Genomic DNA, 19,802 nt, shown 5'->3' on the forward strand with positions numbered 1-19,802 from the left:
CTATCTACCTATATCAATCAAAGTGCCCCTATATGGGGCATTTTTTGTTTATTATGCTTCTATGTGGTATCGGATATTTCTATCTGACACTGATCACATTCTGAAATCCAATATTTCAGCTGCCTCTGTCAGCTGTTACCAGCTGACAGCACATTCACTCTATGCCCATTTTTGCTTTGCGCTACACACTTTGCCACTTGCTCTCCGCCCTATGCCATTTCACAGCAAAACCTTACATTTATACAATAAAATTGAACATTCCCGTTACTAATTTGTTAAGCCATTATGGACTACATAGACTATTATAAAATCCTCGATCTAAAAAAAGATGCGACAACAGAGGATATTAAAAAAGCTTATAGAAAATTAGCCCGAAAACACCATCCGGACCTCAATCCCAATAATGAGGAAGCGAATAAAAAGTTTCAGCAAATTAATGAGGCTAACGAAGTTTTAAGCGATCCGGAAAAAAGAAAAAAATACGACAAATATGGTAAAGATTGGCAGCATGCCGATCAGCTGGATGCCCAGCAACAGCAACAGAGACAATACCAATCACAGGGGCAGGCTTATGGTGGGAACAGCTATTCTGGCGGTTTTGGCGGTGAAGACTTTTCTGATTTCTTTTCTTCTATGTTTGGCGGAGGCGGTGGCAGAAGCAGCAGAAATTCGCCGTTCAAAGGCCAGGATTACAGTGCCGATTTACAGTTGAACCTGCTTGATGCCTATACCACACATAAACAAACCTTAACAGTTAATGGCAAACAGGTACGTATTACCATTCCGGCAGGTGTAGAAAACGGGCAAAAGATCAAACTTCCGGGTTATGGTGCACCAGGTGTTAATAACGGCCCTCCGGGTGATCTGTATATCAAATTCAATATTAGCGATGATCCCAAATTTAAACGGAAAGGCAATGACATTTACATTCAGGAAGAAATAGATCTATATACAGCCATTTTAGGTGGTGAAAAAATTGTCGAAACCTTAAATGGCAAAGTTAAACTTAAAGTACCAGCAGGCACACAACCTGATACCACTTTAAGGTTGAAAGGCAAAGGCTTCCCGGTTTACAAAAAAGATAACCAGTTTGGCGATCTGTATATTAAATGGCAGGTTAAGATACCAACCAATTTAAATGCTGAACAAAAAGAATTATTCGAAAAACTTTCCAAATTCTAACCATTATGGAAACTTATCTAATACCAGTAGAAGATATCTGCGCTTATCATCATGTAGAAATTAACTTTATCCATTCTCTGGAAGATTTTGGACTGATCCAGACAACTGTAAAAAAGCAATCTGTCTTTTTGCCCGTTGATGAACTGGGTAAACTGGAGCAGTACCTCCGTTTGGCAAACGATCTTCAGATTAATTTAGAAGGGATTCATGCCGTTTCGCACCTGCTCAATCAATTGCAAGATATGCAACAGGAAATAACAGTGCTTCAGAACGAATTAAATTATTACAGGCAGCTTAACCATCAACAATAAACAACCATTTAGGCCGTATTCTGGATTATATTGCTGAATAAAAAACATAACCTTTCTAAGATATGTTTACTAAATTGCCAGTCTAATTTTAAAAAATGAGCGATCTTTCTCCAAAATTCATCGAAAAAATAAAATCATCTTATGCTCCTTCGGGCTCGTATATTTATTTAGGCGCCGGAATTTTAGATGGACAGGTTTATAGCGAAGCCGAAGTTAATTTATCATTAAAAATGATGAATAGACACGGCCTGATTGCCGGGGCAACCGGAACCGGCAAAACACGAACGCTACAGTTATTGGCAGAGCAACTGTCTGACGCTGGTGTACCGGTTTTTATGTTGGATGTTAAAGGCGATTTATCAGGTTTAAACCAATCCGGTTCAGTTAATCCTAAAATAGAAGAACGGGCACAACAGCTCAATAAAAATTTTTCGCCAACAGGTTTCCCTGTCGAGATTTACTCCCTTTCAGGCAAAATGGGTGCGCAGATGCGTGCAACCGTACTGGAGTTTGGACCTACACTTTTATCAAAGATTTTAGATTTGAACGATACACAGACAGGTGTTTTAGCCGTTATCTTCAAATATGCTGATGATCATAAACTACCTATAATCGATTTAAATGATCTAAAAAAACTGGTATCCTACCTTTCAGAAGGCGCAGGCGCTGCAGAAATTAAAAGCAGTTATGGAAGTATCTCCAGTGCTACCGCTGGTACCATGCTGAGGAAAATAGTGGCAATTGAACAACAGGGCTTAGGTGGTATGTTTGGCGAAAAATCCTTTGATGCCGGAGATCTTTTCGAACGGATTGATGGCAAAGGAGCCATCAGTTTATTGAACATTTCTGATGTTCAGAACCAGCCTGTATTATATTCTACCTTTTTACTAAGCTTATTGGCCGAATTATTCAATACCATGCCCGAAGTTGGCGATTTAGACAAACCAAAGCTGGTATTCTTTTTTGATGAAGCCCATTTATTGTTCAAAAATTCTTCTAAAGCATTTCTTGAGCAGATTGAAACCATTATCAGGTTAATCCGTTCTAAAGGCATTGGTGTTTTCTTTTGTACGCAGGCACCTACGGATGTTCCGGAAAGCATTTTGGGCCAGCTAGGCAACCGCGTACAGCATGCACTGAGGGCCTTTACCCCAAATGATGTAGATGCCCTAAAAAAGACAGTTAACACTTATCCAAAGTCGGATTTTTATCAGATTGACCAAATGTTAACTTCATTAGGTACGGGACAAGCGTTGGTGACCGTATTAGATGAGAAAGGTATCCCGACCGAAGTAGCGGCAACGCTGCTTACCCCGCCAAGGGCGCTGATGGGACCACTTACAGCTGCCGATTTCGATCAGCTCGTACGTTCCAGCCCAATGTACGCCAAATATAAAGATCCTATTGATCCTGAAAGTGCATACGACATTTTAACTAAACGTATTAATGAACAAACTGCAGCAGCAGAAAAAGAGAAACAGGAAGCTGAAGCGCAAAAAGAAAGCAAACCAAAACCTGGAGAAAAGAGTTTAGTAGAACAGGTAATGGGTGCTACCATAACCCGACAGATTGGTAAAGAAATTGTCCGTGGTATATTTGGCATGCTTACCGGTAAAAAAACACGTTCAAAAACCGGTGGCGGACTTTTTGGATTTTAAAAAAACTTATTACACAACAAATTGCTCAAATAACTAATTTCGCAGGTTGAAACTGATGGCGTATTAATTATCCCACATTAAGGTTTCCACCCATAAATAAAATAATAAACAATAAATGAAACCCACCCTATTGATATTGGCAGCTGGTATGGCCAGCCGCTATGGAAGCATGAAACAGATTGATGGTTTTGGTCCCAATGGCGAAACGATTATCGATTATTCAATATACGATGCAATAAATGCCGGTTTTGGTAAAATTGTATTCATCATTAAAGAAGAGTTTTTAGATAACTTCAAATCCATTTTTGATCCCAAACTTGCCGGAAGAATTGAGGTAGATTACGTTTTCCAAAATTTCGATTTAAAACAGTTTGGTATAGAAGAAGAAATTTATAGAGAAAAGCCATGGGGTACTGCGCACGCAATCTTATCGGGCAGAAAAGTTGTTAAAGAACCATTCTGTGTAATTAACGCTGACGATTATTATGGTTTCGATGCCTTTAAAAAAATGGTTGATTTCTTAACTACCGAAGTAACGGACAGCAACTACTCCATCATCGGTTACCAGATCGGAAAAACTTTATCTGAATTTGGTGCAGTTTCCCGCGGTGTGTGTAAGGTAGATGCGGCGGGCAATCTTGAGGAAATTGTAGAACGTACTAAGGTCTATCCCAAAGATGGCAAGATTTTTTATGAAGAAAATGGAGAAGAATTCCCTTTAGCATACGAAACACCGGTTTCAATGAACTTTTGGGGCTTTACACCAGCTGTTTTTAAAATTACAGAAGAAATGTTTAAAGAGTTTGCAGAAGCCAATAAGGACAAACCTAAAGCAGAATTTTTTATCCCGTTAATCGGCGAAACTTTAGTTAAAAACAATACCGCAACCTTTAAAGTAATACCTACTTCGAACAAATGGTTCGGCGTAACTTATAAAGAGGATAAACCTTATGTTCAGGATAGTATTAACCAATTGGTTAAGAACGGAACATACCCGGAAAAACTGTGGGATTAAATTCAGATTCCGAAGCTATATAAGCTTAGGTGTATATCTAAAGAAAATGCCTCAGGTTTTAAAAGTCTGAGGCATTTAAATAAAATAACATAGCAACAAGTCCTCCTTAAGAAGCAGATAGCAGTATTTTTAAACTTAACTCAATTAGTTCTTACATCTTGCGATCAATTTTGGCCTCTTTCTCCAAACGCGATCGTCATGCTGAACTTGTTTAGCATCCTTTCTGCCAGGAGAGATTCTGAGTCGAATATCTACTGAAGATCTTAAAGCCATTTGGTTAATTTAGACTTTTGAAAATATTAAACTGAATATCAATTAGTTGCATAATATAAAAGATGCTTCGCACCAACCATTGCTAAACTCCAAAATAAGGTCGTCATTGCGAGGAGGAACGACGAAGCAATCTATTATGTTAGCATCCATTGCTTTAAAGATTGCTTCCCCGTAAAGTCGGGGCAGGCTGTCGGCTGAAAAAGCCTTCTAGCAATGACGATAAAATACAAAAGCGTCCCTGAATTTAATCAGGAACGCTTTCTATATTTAGATCTTCGGACTTTACGGACCTCAGACTTTCCGACTTTAAGACTATTTCTTATCGTCTTCTTTTACTTCTTCAAAATCAACGTCAGTAACGTTATCGCCACCTTGAGCTTGTCCTTCAGCTTGTGGTTGTTCACCACCCTGAGGCTGCTCTCCAGCTTTGTACATTTCTTCCGATGCCACGTTCCAGGCAGCTTGTAATTCAGCCGAAGCTGCATCAATATCTGCAAAGTTACGTGATGAGTGTGCTGCTTTCAATTTCTCTAAACCAGCTTCAATTGGCGCTTTTTTATCAGCAGATAATTTATCACCAAACTCTTTCAATTGTTTCTCAGTAGAGAAAATTAAAGCATCAGCGCCGTTAATCTTATCAGCCTCTTCTTTTTGCTTCGCATCATCTGCAGCATTAGCTTCAGCTTCTTCTTTCATTTTTTTGATCTCAGCATCAGTTAAACCAGAAGATGCTTCAATACGGATTTTTTGCTCTTTACCAGTAGCTTTATCTTTTGCACTTACGTGTAAGATACCGTTGGCATCAATATCAAATGATACTTCTACCTGAGGCACACCACGAGGTGCTGGTGGAATACCATCTAAAATGAAACGGCCAATTGTACGGTTTTGAGCAGCCATCGGACGCTCACCTTGTAAAATGTGGATTTCTACTGAAGGCTGGTTATCAGCTGCAGTGGAGAACGTTTCCGATTTTTTAGTTGGGATTGTTGTGTTAGACTCGATTAATTTAGTCATTACACCACCCATAGTCTCAATACCTAATGATAAAGGAGTAACGTCTAATAACAATACATCTTTAACATCACCAGTTAATACACCACCTTGAATAGCAGCACCGATTGCTACAACCTCATCAGGGTTAACACCTTTACTTGGCTCTTTACCGAAGAAAGCTTTAACCGCTTCCTGAATAGCAGGAATACGTGTAGAACCACCTACCAGGATAATTTCGTCGATATCGCCTGTACTTAAACCAGCATTTTTCAAAGCAGATTTACAAGGGTCGATAGTACGTTTGATTAAGCTATCAGCCAATTGCTCAAACTTAGCACGGGACAAGGTACGTACCAAGTGTTTAGGACCACTAGCATCAGCAGTAATATATGGTAAGTTAATTTCAGTAGAAGTAGTGCTTGACAACTCAATTTTAGCTTTTTCAGCCGCTTCTTTTAAACGTTGTAACGCCATTGGATCTTTAGAAAGGTCCATGCTGTTTTCAGATTTAAATTCCTGAGTTAACCAATCGATAATGATGTGGTCAAAGTCATCACCACCTAAGTGAGTATCACCATCGGTAGATTTTACTTCGAAAACGCCATCACCCAATTCCAATACAGACACGTCATGAGTACCACCACCACAGTCAAACACCACAATTTTCATGTCTTTGTGTGCTTTATCCAAGCCATAAGCTAAAGCAGCTGCAGTTGGCTCGTTAATGATACGTTTTACAGATAAACCTGCAATCTCACCAGCTTCTTTAGTCGCCTGGCGCTGTGCATCATTAAAATAAGCGGGTACTGTAATTACTGCTTCTGTAACTTCTTGTCCTAAGAAATCTTCAGCAGTTTTTTTCATTTTCTGCAAAATCATTGCAGAAATCTCTTGTGGAGTGTATTTTCTGTCGTCAATTTCAACACGTGGAGTGTTGTTATCGCCTTTTACTACTTTATAAGGTACGCGTCCAGCCTCTTTCGCACTTTCGTCGTAGCTGCTCCCCATAAAGCGTTTAATTGAATATATCGTTTTTGTTGGGTTGGTTATAGCCTGACGTTTAGCAGGCTCGCCAACTTTACGCTCACCGTTTTCTGCAAAAGCAACAATAGACGGTGTAGTACGTTTACCCTCACTGTTTGCGATAACTACAGGCTCATTGCCCTCCATTACGCTCACGCAAGAGTTTGTTGTTCCTAAGTCTATTCCAATAATTTTTCCCATTGTATTTTTATTTTCTCTTTTTAAAGTATTATAATTTCTACTGCTATTAAACAATGCTTGTGCCAATTGGTTTTTGGCAGATAATATGGACAAAAGACTGATAAAATGTAAAAAACGATCCTATTCGATACTGACAGCATGACAGAAAACAGGTAAGATGCAGATGGATTGAAAGGGCAAAGTTTAAAGCTCAGGTATTAGAGCAAAGTACAGATTTCTTAAAATGATTTGAAAATGAAAGTCAGCAGTTCTTCGGAAACACCAGCCCCGCTAACCGCTTTACTCCGTTGCACTACGTATTCGCTATTATCGGGTTTAGTTACAATGGGCCGTAAAAATCCATCCATAATTTTATATCTTTAAAGATGCAATCAATCTGGGGCAATCATTCAAATTAATTTAATCATTTAAATCTGTGTAATCTCTATCATATGCAAATAGCAGCTCAAATCGTAATTGGCTTAGTCGCCTTCATCCACATTTATATTCTTTGGTTAGAAATGTTTGCGTGGACAACCAAAGCACCACAGGTATTTAAAACCATTCCTAAAGACTTATTCGTACCAACAAAAACATTGGCTGCTAATCAGGGCTTATATAATGGCTTTTTAGCAGCGGGTTTAATCTGGTCGTTATGCATAAATGATCATCAATGGAAAATGTACGTAGCTATATTTTTTCTATGCTGCGTAATTATTGCGGGTATTTATGGTGCCGCAACGGCGAGCAAGAAAATTTTGTATGTGCAATCAATCCCGGCATTGGTAGCGCTTATCTTATTACATCTATAACTAAGAATTCAATAGATCGGTCGACGTCGTACCGACCGAAAACCAATATAGGTAATTAGATTTAGAAATAAGTTACCGTTGACAAACTCTCCATAGAATGGCTTCATTCGGAGTATCATCAGGGCTCTTGCCTGAAAAATCGCGATGACGCTCTAAACCTGTATGCGCTCGTATGTCTTATATGGTAAAAATATTTTGATTATCTGTTTTTTACACAAACATCGTCTGGTACAACTATGAAAAAATTAGTTGAACTGCTTAAAAACGGGAAAGAGCCTGTTTTTACTTTGGAATATGTTTAATCACTTTTTATACATACTCGTTGTGGAAATCTCACCAGTTTTACATCGTTTCACAAACCATAAATCAAAATGAAGAAATATTTTATCGCAATCGCATTCTTTGGGATCATTCATGTAGCAAAATCTCAGGACACCAAACCTGCCGAAAGTTTTGAAAAAATAATCAGCCACAATAACTTAATGCTAGATCAACCTGAGGGTTTTGTAAAAACAGAACCTATCAAAAATTCAGCTATGCTATATGAATATGCAGTTATTGATACTTCAAAACACATAGAAATCAGATATGCTATACGTTCTTTAACCGAAAGGGTAAAAGAGTACAAAAAATGGTTGGAAACAAAAAAAGAAGGAGAAATTAGGATAAATCCAAATACTATGCTATCAGCTACACTTATGGCAATAGCAATGAACATAGCCGGCGGATCTAATAAACCGCCTTCGATCCAACAGTTTCCGGATCCAGCTGTAAAAAAGGATTTTAATGCCGACGCAGGATTTTTCACTATAGTTACGCCAACCAAAAATTTCGGCAAAGACTACAAATTCTGTATGGTAGTTGCCATACATAAAGAAGACATTGCTGATGCCTATACGTTTATATTAACCGATGAAATGGAAAATCTTAAAAAATATATCACCCCTACTATTTTTAACGCTTTAAGATTTAAATAATTCCAGCTGCTACGTATACCAAGGATGGCTCGTATTCTTATGAGCCATTCAATAAAAATCCGTGTCCTTGCGATTAAACTACAATGCCAACAATCGCTCCAAATGATGGTAACCAATTCCAAAGTATTCCTTACTCGCTTTAATTTTCTCTAAAACTTCCGCTTTCCTTTCGCTTTCTCCTTTAGCCGTTAAGCTTTCTGCTCTTTTCACCCCAACCACAAGCACATTTTTAGGCGTATGCGCATCAGAAATAAATTCAAACACCTTCGTTTTATAGCCAAAATATTCTAAAATCAGCGCACGTATGCCATCAGTAACCATTTCGGCCTGACGTTCTAAAAAAATACCGTATTTGGTCAAAAAAGAAACATCATTCTTCACTTTGTTTTGCTCAATTTCCCTGCGGATCTGTTTATGGCAACAGGGTGCAACCACAATCAGTTCGGCATTGGCTTTAATTCCTTTATAAATGGCATCGTCTGTTGCGGTATCACAGGCATGTAATGCAATTAAGAGGTTTACATCCTCTGCATGATAATCTTCAATAGTGCCTTGTACAAAATTCAATTTATTGAAAGCAGATTTTATCGCAACCTGGTTACATAAGTCAACCATATCCTGCCTATACTCTACTCCGATCACCTCGCTTTCTAATTTTAAAACAGAATGTAAATAATCATACAGCGCAAAGGTTAAATAACCTTTACCCGAGCCCATATCAGCAACTTTTTTAATGGCTCCTTCCGGCAGCTCTTTTATCAGCGTGCTTAAAATTTCAATGTAATGGTTAATTTGCCTGAATTTATCCTGTGCATTTTTGAAAACCTTACCTTCTGCATCGCTAATCTTTAATTCAGCTAAGTAAGATTTTGAAGCAGGTTTGATCAACCTGGCTTTTTCTTTGTCATGACTGGCAGACGGCACTTCCACATTCGAAGCTTTACCTTTACGTAATACCACTTTTCCATTGTTCAGCTCTTCTAAGATCAGGTCGTTTTCTGTGGTAAACAGGGTAGCTATTTTAAATCCGGTCGTCAGGTAATCCTTAATTAAATCAATAGCCTCATCGATAGCATAGTTTTTTACCACGTCGCGTGTTTTGTAACGATAGGTAACAGCCAGTTTATCTTCACGCTTGATGATCACCTTCCGGATCAGCAATTGTTTTAAAGCGTCCTCTTCCCCTTTATAGTTCCCTAAAGAAATTTTCACAAAACTTTCTTCTTCTAAGCTGGCCTTTAACGCGGCAATAAATGAGTTGATATTTGCTAACACTTAAATGGATTTGAGACGCAAAGATAATCAAGTTTATCCGGAGCTGAACACATAATGAATAATGTAACAATAGAGCGACCATATTAAAAAGATGGAAGAGGAAAAAGGTAATATGGACTGTAATCTTCAAACATAAAAATTGTTAATATTGATTTAAATAAACGAATCACATAATACGATTTACAATAAGTCACAACACCATTATCTATATTGATTCCAAAGTAGCGGAACACTTTTTTTTCAAAAAATTAAACTTTAGATTAGGGTATTTAAATAGCAAATCACAATACATGAGTGACTTTCAGATAAAAAAATCGCCAACCGTTTACGATGCCATTATTGTTGGGTCAGGTGCAGGTGGCGGGATGGCAGCCTATGTACTGGCGCATGCCGGTCAAAAGGTTTTAATGCTTGAGGCTGGTCAAAATTTTGATCCGCGATTAGATTCACATCAATTAAAATGGCCATGGGAATCGCCACGTCGTGGTGCAGGAACCGTTCGCCCATTTGGTGATTTTGACGCTTCTTATGGCGGTTGGGAATTAGAAGGCGAGCCTTATACCCAGAAAAACAAGAGTGAATTCGAATGGTTTCGTTCGCGCATGCTCGGCGGGCGTACTAACCACTGGGGGAGGATTTCTCTGCGGATGGGTCCGGATGATTTTAAGCCTAAAGATGGTTTAACTGATGCATGGCCGATAACCTATGCTGATGTAAAACCCTTTTACGATAAAGTTGACCGCATGATCGGTATTTATGGAACAGCAGAAGGCTTAGAAAATGAACCTGACGGCATTTTTATGAAACCACCTAAACCAAGGTTAAACGAACTTTTTATCAAAAAAGGAGCAGAAAAAGCCGGTGTCAGGGTAATTACCGGTCGCGGGTCGGTATTAACAGAAGCTTTACCCAACAACAATGATCGAGCACCTTGTTTTTACTGTGGGCAGTGTGGCAGAAGCTGTAAAGTTTACGGCGATTTTTCATCCTCATCATGCTTGGTAAACCCAGCGGTGAAAACCGGAAACCTGACCGTGATTACCGATGCAATGGTACGTGAAGTGATTACGGATAAGGATGGTACCGCAAAAGGTGTTTCTTATATAAACCGTAAGGATTTACAGGAATATCAGGTAAACGGCAAACTGGTTATTTTAGGTGCCAGCGCCTGCGAGTCAGCCCGTATATTATTGAATTCCAAATCAACTTCACACCCAAATGGCCTGGCAAACAGCAGTGGTGTAGTGGGTAAATACCTGCACGATTCTACAGGGGCAAGTGTTTCGGGCTTTTTGCCGCAGTTAATGGATCGAAAACGTTATAATGAAGATGGTGTAGGTAGTGTACACATTTATTCGCCATGGTGGTTGGATAATCGTAAACTTAACTTCCCACGTGGTTATCACATTGAATATTGGGGAGGAATGGGCATGCCTGCTTATGGTTTTGGTGGCGGTGTGGCTCAAATGAATGGCATGGTACCTGGCAGAGATGGTAAAATGAAAGAAGCCGGAGGTTACGGAAAATCTTTAAAAGATGATTATCGCAGGTTTTATGGCACTGGTGTTGGAATGGCTGGTCGTGGTACCGCAATTGCAAGAGAAAGCAACTACTGCGAAATAGACCCCAATACGGTAGATAAATATGGAATTCCGGTTTTAAGATTTAACTACAAATGGGATAAAGATGAAATTCTACAGGCAAAACACATGCAGGAAACCTTTCTTTCAATTATGAAGGAAATGGGTGCAGTGGTAACCTCCGAGATCCAGGGTGCAGATACCAATTATGGTTTACTCAATCCTGGAAAAATCATCCACGAGGTAGGTACCATACGCATGGGCGATGATCCTAAAAAGTCGGCACTGAACAAATATTGCCAGGCTCATGATTGTAAAAATTTGTTTGTGGTAGATGCCGGACCGTTTGTACAACAAGGTGATAAAAATGCCACCTGGACCATCTTAGCACTATCTATGCGTACAGCAGAATATATTTTAGCTCAAAAGAAAAAACAGAACATTTAAGCCTTACCATATGAACAGACGTGATTCACTAAAAGCACTAGGTTTAACCGCCATTAGTACAACTGTACTGCTTGAGGCTTGTAAACAGCCTGAAGCAAAAACAGACATTGCTGCACCTGAGGAAAGTACGAAAGAAACAGGCAGGGAACAATGGGAGTTAGACCGTGATAAAAACCTGAAATCAGAGACTTTTTTCACTAAACATGAAATGGCTACAATCACCGTTCTGGCCGATATCATTATTCCCAAAGATGAAGTTTCGGGCAGTGCTTCTGATGCCAAAGTACCAGAGTTCATCGAATTTATAGTAAAAGATATTCCTGAACATAAAACACCTATGCGTGGCGGCCTGAAATGGCTGGATGTGTACAGCTTTAATAAATTTCAAAAACCTTTTATTGATGCCTCTGCAGATCAGCAGATCTCTATTGTTGATGAAATTGCCTACCCTAAAAAAGCCAGGCCAGAAATGCAGGCAGGCGTAGCCTTTTTCAACAGAATGAGAAATTTAACAGCCTCCGGTTTTTACACGACAGAAATGGGCGTAAAAGACATTGGTTATGTAGGCAATGCACCAAACCAATGGGCTGGTGTTCCTGCCGATGTACTAAAACAGTATGGGATGGAGAATGTAAAGATTTGAATTAAAGGAGCGATCATTCGCTCCTTTTTATTTTGTATGCAGATCTAAATATAATAACTGCTTAAATTTCTTCTTTGAATTAACCGGTAGTTTCAAATTACCGCGTTCCGAAATTACGATAGTATAGTTGAAAGTTAGTTCTTGTCCTGAAGCTAACGCGATACTGCCGGTAGTAAAATCCGAAAGCATAGAACTCCCTTTAACATTAATCTGAAAACCCTCGCTTTTCTCATTTGACCAACCATTTACAAAATTATTATTGTTGCTATTAGGCTGATCATCCAATCTTAAATAAAGTCCACGCCACTCATTGCCCACCCAAAAAGCTGGTTTTATCTTCGAATAATTACGTAAATTCCATTTTACCGTATCTGGACGTATATTGCTCTTTTGACCTAATCCACCAAAATATTTCGAATTGGCAATATTAAAAGGAATATGAAAATTGATATTATTAAATTTGACCTGTGCGCCTGAAACATGCACTTTAAACCGAATAACACCGTTAGCATAGGCCTTGCCAAAAACATCCTGTTTCAGGCCCTCAGTTGTACTTTGCGCCCACCAGGTAACAGAGTCTTTTCCGACAGTTAGGAACCTGAATGCAGTTGGAGAAAATTTAAGCTGTTTTTTCGCATCAATATAATAATGAAAATGAATAGGCTCATAAAGTATTTGATGGAGTTTAACGGTACTATCAGAAAAACCACCTACGCTGACCTGTTTTAAAAGGCCATCCGCATTGACCTCAATTTTGCGCTCTCCGAGCAATAAGATTTGACCGATAACTTTCAGTGAATAATAGCTGTCTGGTTGCTGGGCATAAATAGAAAATTGGCTAGTCATGAAGATGAGCATTAGGCTGGCAACGACTTTCATAAGTGTTAGATTTTTTTGCTTCAAGGTAAAAAAAAAGTCCTGCTCTTTCGAACAGGACTTTAATATCCTTAAGTTGAATAAAATTATTCTCCTTTTGGTTCTTCAGTAGCAGGAGCTTCTTCAGCAGGAGCAACTTCTTCAGCAGTTTCAGCTTTTGCTTCAGCAGCTTTAGGCGCAGCAGCTTTACTTCTACCACGACGAGTTGTTTTCTTCTCTTCTTTAACCTCTACATCTTTACCGTAAACTGTATTGTAATCTACCAATTCAATTAAAGCCATCTCAGCGTTATCACCCTGACGATTGTTTAATTTAATGATACGAGTATAACCACCTGGACGGTTAGCTACTTTCTCAGCCACTTCGCGGAACAAAATAGTGATTACTTCTTTATCTTGTAGATAAGAGAAAACTGTACGACGTGAGTGAGTAGTGTCATTTTTCGCTTTCGTGATTAATGGCTCAACATAAGTTCGTAAAGCTTTAGCCTTAGCTAAAGTTGTAGTAATTCTTTTCGCTTTAATCAGTGATGTAGCCATGTTAGCTAACATCGCTTTTCTGTGGCTGTCGGTTCTACCTAAGTGGTTTACTTTTTTACCGTGTCTCATTGTTTTTTGATTAAGTGTATACCGTCTCTGTCTCAGAGGGAATTATACACTGTGAACTAATAGTTAATTCAACGCTTTGCGCTAAGCGCATGGCGCCATGCGTATTATTCTTCGTCTAATTTAAATTTAGACAGGTTCATACCAAATGATAAACCTTTTGATTTTACTAATTCCTGGATCTCAGTTAAAGATTTCTTACCGAAGTTTCTGAATTTCAACATATCAGCAACGTCATAAGAAACTAAGTCAGCCAAAGTACGGATATCAGCAGCTTTTAAGCAGTTTAATGCCCTAACTGAAAGATCCATATCTACCAATTCAGTTTTAAGGATTTTACGCATGTGTAAAATTTCCTCGTCAACTTCTTTGGTTTCTTCTTTTGCCTGAGATTCTAATACCAAATTCTCATCTGAGAATAACATAAAGTGTTGGATAAGGATCTTAGCCGCTTCTTTTAATGCTTCTTCAGGATGAATTGAACCGTCAGTAGAGATATCTAAAACCAATTTTTCATAATCCGTTTTTTGCTCAACACGAAAGTTTTCGATCGTGTATTTTACATTTTTCATCGGAGTATAAATTGAATCGATTGCGATTACACCTACAACAGCATCAGCAACTTTATTTTCTTCAGCAGGTACATAACCACGTCCTTTATTGATGGTTAATTCCACTTCCAAAGTAACAGATTTATCCATGTTGCAGATAACATGCTCAGGGTTTAAAACTGTAAAGTTGTTAGAGAATTTAGTGATATCACCAGCTTTAAACTGATCTTGACCATTAACGATGATGAAAACTTTTTCAGAATCACCTGAATCACCTGTTTTCTTAAAACGAACTTGCTTTAAGTTTAAGATGATATCAGTCAGATCTTCTACAACACCTTTTATGGTAGAAAACTCGTGAGAAACGCCTGAAAAACGAATAGTAGTAATAGCATAACCTTCTAATGAAGAAAGTAAAATTCTTCTTAAGGCATTACCAATTGTTACACCGAAACCGGGCTCTAAAGGACGAAATTCAAATGTGCCATCGAAATCGGTTGATTTCTGCATGATCACTTTGTCTGGTTTCTGAAATGCTAAAATTGCCATTTATAATTTTTTAAATTCGTTATTGAATATATAGTAACATGGAAAAAAGTTAATTACCCTTTTGAGGTAATTAACCAGCTCGTTTATTACTTTGAGTACAACTCGATGATTAAGTTTTCCTTGATGTTTTCAGGAATTTCATCACGTTGAGGGTAGGTTAAGAATTTACCAGTTAATTCACTGGCGTTCCACTCTAACCATGCGAACTTGTTAATTGTTCTGCCTGCAACCGAGTTACTAATTGATTCTAAAGATTTAGATTTTTCACGAACAGCAACCACATCACCAGCTTTTAACTGATATGAAGGAATATTTACAACTTCACCATTCACGGTTACGTGTTTATGGCTAACTAACTGGCGTGCACCAGAACGGGTTGTTGAAATACCTAAACGGTAAACTGTATTATCTAAACGTGCTTCTAACAATTGAAGTAAGTTATCACCAGTGATACCTGCACGTGAAGATGCTTTTTTAAACAAGTTACTGAATTGTTTTTCTAATACACCGTAAGTGTATTTTACTTTTTGTTTCTCCATTAACTGGATAGCATATTCAGATTGTTTTCCTCTTCTTTTTGAAACGCCATGTTGGCCGGGAGGATAATTTTTTCTGTCTAACACTTTATCAGGACCGAAAATTGGTTCTCTGAATTTACGTGCGATTTTTGATTTTGGGCCTGTATATCTTGCCATTTTTTTCTGTTTTTAAAGTATCATCCAACCTGTAGCTGGAGATTCTTAGCTTTAAAATTAATTAAACTCTTCTCTTTTTAGGAGGACGACATCCGTTGTGAGGAAGTGGAGTAATATCTTTGATAGATGTTACTTCAAGACCTGCTACCTGTAAAGTTCTGATTGCAGATTCGCGACCTGAACCCGGACCTTTTACAAATACTTCAACTTTACGTAAACCTAAATCAAACGCAACCTTACCGCAATCTGAAGCTGCTTGACCAGCTGCATAAGGCGTGTTCTTTTTAGAACCTTTGAAGCCCATTTTACCTGCAGAAGACCATGAAATAGTCTGTCCGTTGTTGTTTGTTAAGGTAACGATGATGTTGTTAAAAGTAGCATTGATATGCGCCTGACCAACAGGCTCGATTACAACGATACGTTTTTTTGTTACTTTTTTACTTTTAGCCATTTTATCTTTTAGATATGAGATGTGAGAATTGAGATGTGAGATGTTAACACAAGCCCGGCACTCGCCACCTTATTTTTTAATCCTGATATTCCAAATTTGAGTGCAGATGAAGTTTTTCTCATATCTCACATCTATGATCTCAAATCTATCAATTATTATTTAGTAGCTTTTTTCTTGTTAGCAACTGTTTTTCTCTTACCCTTACGAGTACGTGAGTTGTTTTTAGTACGCTGACCACGAGAAGGTAAACCTTTTCTGTGACGTAAACCACGGTAACAACCAATATCCATTAAACGTTTAATGTTTAACTGAACTTCTGAGCGTAAAGCACCTTCTACTTTAATCTCATCGTTGATCATTGTACGGATTGCTGATAACTCATCATCAGACCAGTCTTGTACTTTTTTGTTTAAATCGATACCTGCCGTAGTTAAAATACGTTGAGCAGTTGTTCTACCGATACCATAGATATAGGTTAAACCGATCTCTCCTCTTTTGTTTCTTGGTAAATCAATACCTGAAATCCTTGCCATATTTATTATTGTTTTGCTGTAATTCCGAACGGCGGGCCACCGTTGTACGGTAAATTACACTATTTTCTAATTACCCTTGACGTTGCTTGTATTTAGGATTCTTCTTGTTGATAACGTAAAGTTTTCCTTTACGGCGAATAATCTTGCAATCAGCGCTACGTTTTTTAATTGATGATCTAACTTTCATTTTATTTGTATCTATAAGTAATGCGTCCTTTTGTTAAATCATAAGGAGACATTTCCAATTTAACTTTATCCCCAGGAAGAATTTTGATGTAGTGCATACGCATCTTTCCTGAAATGTGTGCAATAATCTCATGCCCGTTCTCGAGTTCTACCCGGAACATCGCATTAGATAATGCTTCTCTTATTACTCCGTCTTGTTCAATTGAGGCTTGTTTAGCCATATTTTATTGATTGTTACTTAATTAGCTGCTTCTAAACAGGGTTGCAAAATTAAATAAAAAATTTTAATAATTTATTTTTTTTGTTGTAAAACTTCTTCTATTATAGAAAACGTAGATAAAACATCTGCTTTGCCCTTTTTGATGGCTACTGTGTGTTCAAAATGTGCCGATGGTTTATTGTCTTTACTGGTTACCGTCCATCCATCGTTATGGAATTTAACACCGGCTACGCCTGCATTGATCATGGGTTCTATTGCAATAACCATCCCTTCTTCCAGTTTTGGTCCTGCACCACGTTTCCCATAATTCGGAACCTCTGGTTTCTCATGAAGTTTTACACCAACACCATGACCTACAAGTTCTCTTACTACACCAAATCCATTAGCTTCTGCGTATTGCTGAACAGCAAAACCGATATCACCGGTACGCATTCCAACAACAGCTTTTTCTATACCAAATTCCAGGCAGCGTTGAGTAACGGCAAGTAACTTCTGTTTTTCGACGTCTATCTCCCCTATCGGGAAAGTATAAGCCGAATCACCAAAATAATTGTTTTTAATCACTCCACAATCAACCGAAATAAGATCACCTTCCTGAATTACATATTCGCCCGGGAAACCATGAACAACCTGTTCATTTGGCGAAATACACAATGAGTAAGGAAAACCATTATAGTTTAAAAATGCAGGAATCGCTCCGTGGTCACTAATAAACTCATAGGCCAATTTATCTAACTGGATAGTAGTCATGCCTGCTTTTATCACCTTGGCCACCTCGGCCAGGGTTTTAGAAACAAGCATGGAACTTTCTCTTATTAACTCGATCTCCTCAAGAGACTTGTAATAAATTTTAGACATCCTTTACACTACAGTGCTGCGTTGCTACTTGCAGCAGGAACACCTGTTCTGCCTGTAACTCTACCTGTTTTCATCAGACCATCATAATGGCGCATCAATAAATAACTTTCGATCTGTTGCAATGTATCCAATACAACACCTACTAAAATCAATAAAGAAGTACCACCAAAGAAGTGTGCAAATTCTTGTTTAATACCAAACTTAACCGCAATTGAAGGCAGGATAGCAATGATCGCTAAAAATACCGCACCTGGGAAAGTGATTTTCGAAATGACATCATCAATAAAAGTTGATGTTGCAAAGCCAGGTTTAATACCCGGAATAAAACCACCATTTTTCTTCATATCATCGCTCATTTGGGTTGGATTAACCGTAATGGCAGTATAGAAGAAAGTAAATGCGATAATTAAAAATGCGAATGTTAAGCTATAAGCCAACGAAGTGGTATTGCTGAACTGGATTAACCAGGAACCTTGTAACGAAGGAACAAACTGCATTAAAGCACCTGGAATAAACATTAACGCCTGGGCAAAAATGATTGGCATAACACCAGCAGCATTAACCTTTAAAGGAATGTACTGACGAACACCACCAAACTGGCGGTTACCAACAATTTTTTTAGCGTATTGTACAGGTACTTTACGTACACCTTGAACAATTAAAATGGTAAACATCACCACTGCAAATAAGGCAACGATCTCTAAAACCAATGCAACCGGGCCTCCACCTTCACTGGCCGAACCCACACGTGCGCTAAACTCTTGAGAAATTGCTACCGGTAAACGGGCTATAATACCAACCATAATGATTAGTGATGTACCGTTACCAATACCTTTATCTGTAATTTTTTCACCTAACCACATTACGAATAACGTACCTGCCGTTAATACAAACGTAGATAACACTAAAAATAAAGTATTTGGCAATAAAATAGCTTCTGCAGGAACTTGCGTTTTAACGTAGCCAACAGACTGAACGATTGTGATCGCTACCGTTAGGTAACGGGTAATCTGGTTCATTTTCTTTCTACCACTTTCGCCCTCTTTCTGCATTTTTTGGAAAGAAGGAACAGCAATACCCAATAGCTGCACCACAATCGATGCAGAAATGTAAGGCATTACCCCCAACGCCAAAATAGACACACGAGAGAAAGAACCGCCGGCAAACATATCTAATAAGCCTAAAATTCCCGATTTCTCGTTGTTGCCTAAAGCAGTTGGATCTACACCTGGTAAAACCACGTGAGATACGAAACGGTATACCAAAAGAATTAAGAGCGTAAACAATATACGCTCTTTTAATTCCTGAATTTTCCAGATATTACTTAAAGTAGTAAATAGCTTCTTCATTTAATAATTACAATTTTACAATAGAACCACCTGCAGCTTCAATAGCTTTTTGTGCGGTTGCAGAGAACGCATGTGCTGTAATTTCTAGCTTTGCTTTAACTTCACCACGACCTAAAATTTTAACCAAGTCGTTTTTTGAAGCTAAACCATGTGCTTGTAAAGCAGCAAAATCGATAGTTGTTAAGCTATGTTTTTCAGCTAATGCTTGTAAAACGTCTAAGTTTACACCAACATACTCAGTACGGTTGATTGGTTTGAAACCAACTTTAGGTACACGACGTTGTAAAGGCATTTGACCACCTTCGAAACCGATTTTGGTTTTGTGACCTGAACGAGAACCCGCACCTTTGTGACCACGGGTTGAAGTACCGCCACGACCAGAACCTGTACCACGACCAATTCTCTTACTGTTTTTTGTAGAACCTACTGCAGGTTTTAAATTACTTAAATTCATTTTTTTGAATTTGTGTTGCCCTTCGCTTTCACTAAACAGGTACAACGATTAAACATATATAAAGGTAGTACCGGCTTTTTTCCAATACTACCTTTAAAACTTT

General features: G+C 38.4%; 21 protein-coding genes. 8 read left to right on the forward strand and 13 right to left on the reverse strand.

Going from position 1 to position 19,802, the window contains the following annotated elements; genetic code table 11:
• Positions 1 to 285 precede the first annotated feature (285 nt).
• The 4 genes from ACIQXP_RS15415 (at position 286) to ACIQXP_RS15430 (ending at position 4,166) form a co-directional block, all read left to right on the forward strand.
• The gene (locus tag ACIQXP_RS15415; protein WP_293744737.1) at positions 286 to 1,182 is read left to right on the forward strand and encodes a DnaJ C-terminal domain-containing protein; all 897 of its coding nucleotides are present in this window, start codon (positions 286 to 288) and stop codon (positions 1,180 to 1,182) included.
• A 5-nt stretch (positions 1,183 to 1,187) separates the two neighbouring features.
• Complete coding sequence (locus ACIQXP_RS15420) at positions 1,188 to 1,493, forward strand: chaperone modulator CbpM (protein ID WP_293744738.1); 306 nt, start codon at positions 1,188 to 1,190, stop codon at positions 1,491 to 1,493.
• Positions 1,494 to 1,588: 95 nt separating this feature from the next.
• Positions 1,589 to 3,151, forward strand: coding sequence for a helicase HerA-like domain-containing protein (locus tag ACIQXP_RS15425; protein WP_293744739.1), 1,563 nt, complete (start codon positions 1,589 to 1,591; stop codon positions 3,149 to 3,151).
• 115 nt (positions 3,152 to 3,266) lie between these two features.
• Positions 3,267 to 4,166, forward strand: a complete 900-nt coding sequence (locus ACIQXP_RS15430; protein ID WP_387505906.1) for a nucleotidyltransferase family protein — start codon at positions 3,267 to 3,269, stop codon at positions 4,164 to 4,166.
• A gap of 585 nt (positions 4,167 to 4,751) precedes the next feature.
• Here ACIQXP_RS15430 and dnaK read toward each other — a convergent pair.
• Positions 4,752 to 6,659, reverse strand: coding sequence for a molecular chaperone DnaK (dnaK, locus tag ACIQXP_RS15435; RefSeq protein WP_090984225.1), 1,908 nt, complete (start codon positions 6,657 to 6,659; stop codon positions 4,752 to 4,754).
• Between the two features lie 431 nt (positions 6,660 to 7,090).
• On the opposite strand from dnaK, the gene ACIQXP_RS15440 reads away from it, so the two are divergent.
• Together ACIQXP_RS15440 and ACIQXP_RS15445 are read left to right on the forward strand one after the other, a co-directional pair.
• On the forward strand, positions 7,091 to 7,450 hold the full coding sequence (locus ACIQXP_RS15440) for a DUF1304 domain-containing protein (RefSeq protein WP_293744741.1): 360 nt from the start codon (positions 7,091 to 7,093) through the stop codon (positions 7,448 to 7,450).
• A gap of 371 nt (positions 7,451 to 7,821) precedes the next feature.
• The gene (locus tag ACIQXP_RS15445) at positions 7,822 to 8,427 is read left to right on the forward strand and encodes a hypothetical protein (protein ID WP_293744742.1); all 606 of its coding nucleotides are present in this window, start codon (positions 7,822 to 7,824) and stop codon (positions 8,425 to 8,427) included.
• Between the two features lie 78 nt (positions 8,428 to 8,505).
• Here the strand turns inward: ACIQXP_RS15445 and ACIQXP_RS15450 are convergent, their stop codons facing one another.
• Positions 8,506 to 9,702: a class I SAM-dependent methyltransferase gene (locus ACIQXP_RS15450; RefSeq protein ID WP_387505905.1), complete on the reverse strand. Its 1,197-nt coding sequence runs from the start codon at positions 9,700 to 9,702 to the stop codon at positions 8,506 to 8,508.
• A 290-nt stretch (positions 9,703 to 9,992) separates the two neighbouring features.
• Between ACIQXP_RS15450 and ACIQXP_RS15455 the strand changes: the two genes are divergently transcribed.
• Complete coding sequence (locus tag ACIQXP_RS15455) at positions 9,993 to 11,729, forward strand: GMC family oxidoreductase (RefSeq protein WP_387505904.1); 1,737 nt, start codon at positions 9,993 to 9,995, stop codon at positions 11,727 to 11,729.
• 10 nt (positions 11,730 to 11,739) lie between these two features.
• A complete protein-coding gene (locus ACIQXP_RS15460; RefSeq protein ID WP_387505903.1) occupies positions 11,740 to 12,372 on the forward strand; it encodes a gluconate 2-dehydrogenase subunit 3 family protein in 633 nt (210 codons plus the stop codon).
• A gap of 27 nt (positions 12,373 to 12,399) precedes the next feature.
• Here ACIQXP_RS15460 and ACIQXP_RS15465 read toward each other — a convergent pair whose 3' ends face one another.
• The 11 genes from ACIQXP_RS15465 to rplO all read right to left on the reverse strand — a co-directional run bounded on the left by ACIQXP_RS15465 (position 12,400) and on the right by rplO (position 19,699).
• Complete coding sequence (locus ACIQXP_RS15465; RefSeq protein WP_391527783.1) at positions 12,400 to 13,251, reverse strand: glycoside hydrolase domain-containing protein; 852 nt, start codon at positions 13,249 to 13,251, stop codon at positions 12,400 to 12,402.
• A gap of 83 nt (positions 13,252 to 13,334) precedes the next feature.
• The gene (gene rplQ / locus ACIQXP_RS15470; protein WP_090984029.1) at positions 13,335 to 13,856 is read right to left on the reverse strand and encodes a 50S ribosomal protein L17; all 522 of its coding nucleotides are present in this window, start codon (positions 13,854 to 13,856) and stop codon (positions 13,335 to 13,337) included.
• Between the two features lie 104 nt (positions 13,857 to 13,960).
• Entirely contained in the window at positions 13,961 to 14,953 is a 993-nt protein-coding gene (locus ACIQXP_RS15475; protein ID WP_090984031.1) for a DNA-directed RNA polymerase subunit alpha, read from the reverse strand.
• Between the two features lie 86 nt (positions 14,954 to 15,039).
• Complete coding sequence (gene rpsD / locus ACIQXP_RS15480) at positions 15,040 to 15,648, reverse strand: 30S ribosomal protein S4 (protein ID WP_090984033.1); 609 nt, start codon at positions 15,646 to 15,648, stop codon at positions 15,040 to 15,042.
• A 61-nt stretch (positions 15,649 to 15,709) separates the two neighbouring features.
• Positions 15,710 to 16,099: a 30S ribosomal protein S11 gene (gene rpsK, locus ACIQXP_RS15485; RefSeq protein ID WP_039475175.1), complete on the reverse strand. Its 390-nt coding sequence runs from the start codon at positions 16,097 to 16,099 to the stop codon at positions 15,710 to 15,712.
• 155 nt (positions 16,100 to 16,254) lie between these two features.
• Positions 16,255 to 16,632 carry a 30S ribosomal protein S13 gene (rpsM, locus tag ACIQXP_RS15490; RefSeq protein ID WP_010599886.1) on the reverse strand — a complete coding sequence of 126 codons (378 nt, stop codon included), beginning with the start codon at positions 16,630 to 16,632 and terminating at the stop codon, positions 16,255 to 16,257.
• Between the two features lie 70 nt (positions 16,633 to 16,702).
• Positions 16,703 to 16,819: a 50S ribosomal protein L36 gene (rpmJ, locus tag ACIQXP_RS15495; RefSeq protein WP_010599887.1), complete on the reverse strand. Its 117-nt coding sequence runs from the start codon at positions 16,817 to 16,819 to the stop codon at positions 16,703 to 16,705.
• Between the two features lies 1 nt (position 16,820).
• Positions 16,821 to 17,039: a translation initiation factor IF-1 gene (gene infA / locus ACIQXP_RS15500; RefSeq protein WP_010599888.1), complete on the reverse strand. Its 219-nt coding sequence runs from the start codon at positions 17,037 to 17,039 to the stop codon at positions 16,821 to 16,823.
• A gap of 71 nt (positions 17,040 to 17,110) precedes the next feature.
• Positions 17,111 to 17,896: a type I methionyl aminopeptidase gene (map, locus tag ACIQXP_RS15505; protein ID WP_387505901.1), complete on the reverse strand. Its 786-nt coding sequence runs from the start codon at positions 17,894 to 17,896 to the stop codon at positions 17,111 to 17,113.
• Between the two features lie 8 nt (positions 17,897 to 17,904).
• Positions 17,905 to 19,245 (reverse strand): preprotein translocase subunit SecY, encoded by a 1,341-nt coding sequence (gene secY, locus ACIQXP_RS15510; RefSeq protein ID WP_090501111.1) that lies wholly within the window; start codon positions 19,243 to 19,245, stop codon positions 17,905 to 17,907.
• 7 nt (positions 19,246 to 19,252) lie between these two features.
• Positions 19,253 to 19,699, reverse strand: coding sequence for a 50S ribosomal protein L15 (gene rplO / locus ACIQXP_RS15515; protein ID WP_025145210.1), 447 nt, complete (start codon positions 19,697 to 19,699; stop codon positions 19,253 to 19,255).
• Positions 19,700 to 19,802: the final 103 nt, after the last annotated feature.

The organism is Pedobacter suwonensis (genome assembly GCF_044762335.1).
Lineage (GTDB): Bacteria > Bacteroidota > Bacteroidia > Sphingobacteriales > Sphingobacteriaceae > Pedobacter.

What these genes read in the sequence shown, in the direction of transcription:
- ACIQXP_RS15465 (WP_391527783.1), bottom strand. Translation starts at nt 13,251, where the DNA reads ATGAAAGTCGTTGCCAGCCTAATGCTCATCTTCATGACTAGCCAATTT.
- rplO (WP_025145210.1), bottom strand. Translation starts at nt 19,699, where the DNA reads ATGAATTTAAGTAATTTAAAACCTGCAGTAGGTTCTACAAAAAACAGT.
- ACIQXP_RS15455 (WP_387505904.1), top strand. Translation starts at nt 9,993, where the DNA reads ATGAGTGACTTTCAGATAAAAAAATCGCCAACCGTTTACGATGCCATT.
- ACIQXP_RS15475 (WP_090984031.1), bottom strand. Translation starts at nt 14,953, where the DNA reads ATGGCAATTTTAGCATTTCAGAAACCAGACAAAGTGATCATGCAGAAA.
- ACIQXP_RS15420 (WP_293744738.1), top strand. Translation starts at nt 1,188, where the DNA reads ATGGAAACTTATCTAATACCAGTAGAAGATATCTGCGCTTATCATCAT.
- rpsM (WP_010599886.1), bottom strand. Translation starts at nt 16,632, where the DNA reads ATGGCAAGGATTTCAGGTATTGATTTACCAAGAAACAAAAGAGGAGAG.
- ACIQXP_RS15425 (WP_293744739.1), top strand. Translation starts at nt 1,589, where the DNA reads ATGAGCGATCTTTCTCCAAAATTCATCGAAAAAATAAAATCATCTTAT.
- map (WP_387505901.1), bottom strand. Translation starts at nt 17,896, where the DNA reads ATGTCTAAAATTTATTACAAGTCTCTTGAGGAGATCGAGTTAATAAGA.
- rpsK (WP_039475175.1), bottom strand. Translation starts at nt 16,099, where the DNA reads ATGGCTAAAAGTAAAAAAGTAACAAAAAAACGTATCGTTGTAATCGAG.
- rpsD (WP_090984033.1), bottom strand. Translation starts at nt 15,648, where the DNA reads ATGGCAAGATATACAGGCCCAAAATCAAAAATCGCACGTAAATTCAGA.
- rpmJ (WP_010599887.1), bottom strand. Translation starts at nt 16,819, where the DNA reads ATGAAAGTTAGATCATCAATTAAAAAACGTAGCGCTGATTGCAAGATT.
- ACIQXP_RS15460 (WP_387505903.1), top strand. Translation starts at nt 11,740, where the DNA reads ATGAACAGACGTGATTCACTAAAAGCACTAGGTTTAACCGCCATTAGT.
- ACIQXP_RS15415 (WP_293744737.1), top strand. Translation starts at nt 286, where the DNA reads ATGGACTACATAGACTATTATAAAATCCTCGATCTAAAAAAAGATGCG.
- dnaK (WP_090984225.1), bottom strand. Translation starts at nt 6,659, where the DNA reads ATGGGAAAAATTATTGGAATAGACTTAGGAACAACAAACTCTTGCGTG.
- ACIQXP_RS15445 (WP_293744742.1), top strand. Translation starts at nt 7,822, where the DNA reads ATGAAGAAATATTTTATCGCAATCGCATTCTTTGGGATCATTCATGTA.
- secY (WP_090501111.1), bottom strand. Translation starts at nt 19,245, where the DNA reads ATGAAGAAGCTATTTACTACTTTAAGTAATATCTGGAAAATTCAGGAA.
- rplQ (WP_090984029.1), bottom strand. Translation starts at nt 13,856, where the DNA reads ATGAGACACGGTAAAAAAGTAAACCACTTAGGTAGAACCGACAGCCAC.
- ACIQXP_RS15430 (WP_387505906.1), top strand. Translation starts at nt 3,267, where the DNA reads ATGAAACCCACCCTATTGATATTGGCAGCTGGTATGGCCAGCCGCTAT.
- infA (WP_010599888.1), bottom strand. Translation starts at nt 17,039, where the DNA reads ATGGCTAAACAAGCCTCAATTGAACAAGACGGAGTAATAAGAGAAGCA.
- ACIQXP_RS15440 (WP_293744741.1), top strand. Translation starts at nt 7,091, where the DNA reads ATGCAAATAGCAGCTCAAATCGTAATTGGCTTAGTCGCCTTCATCCAC.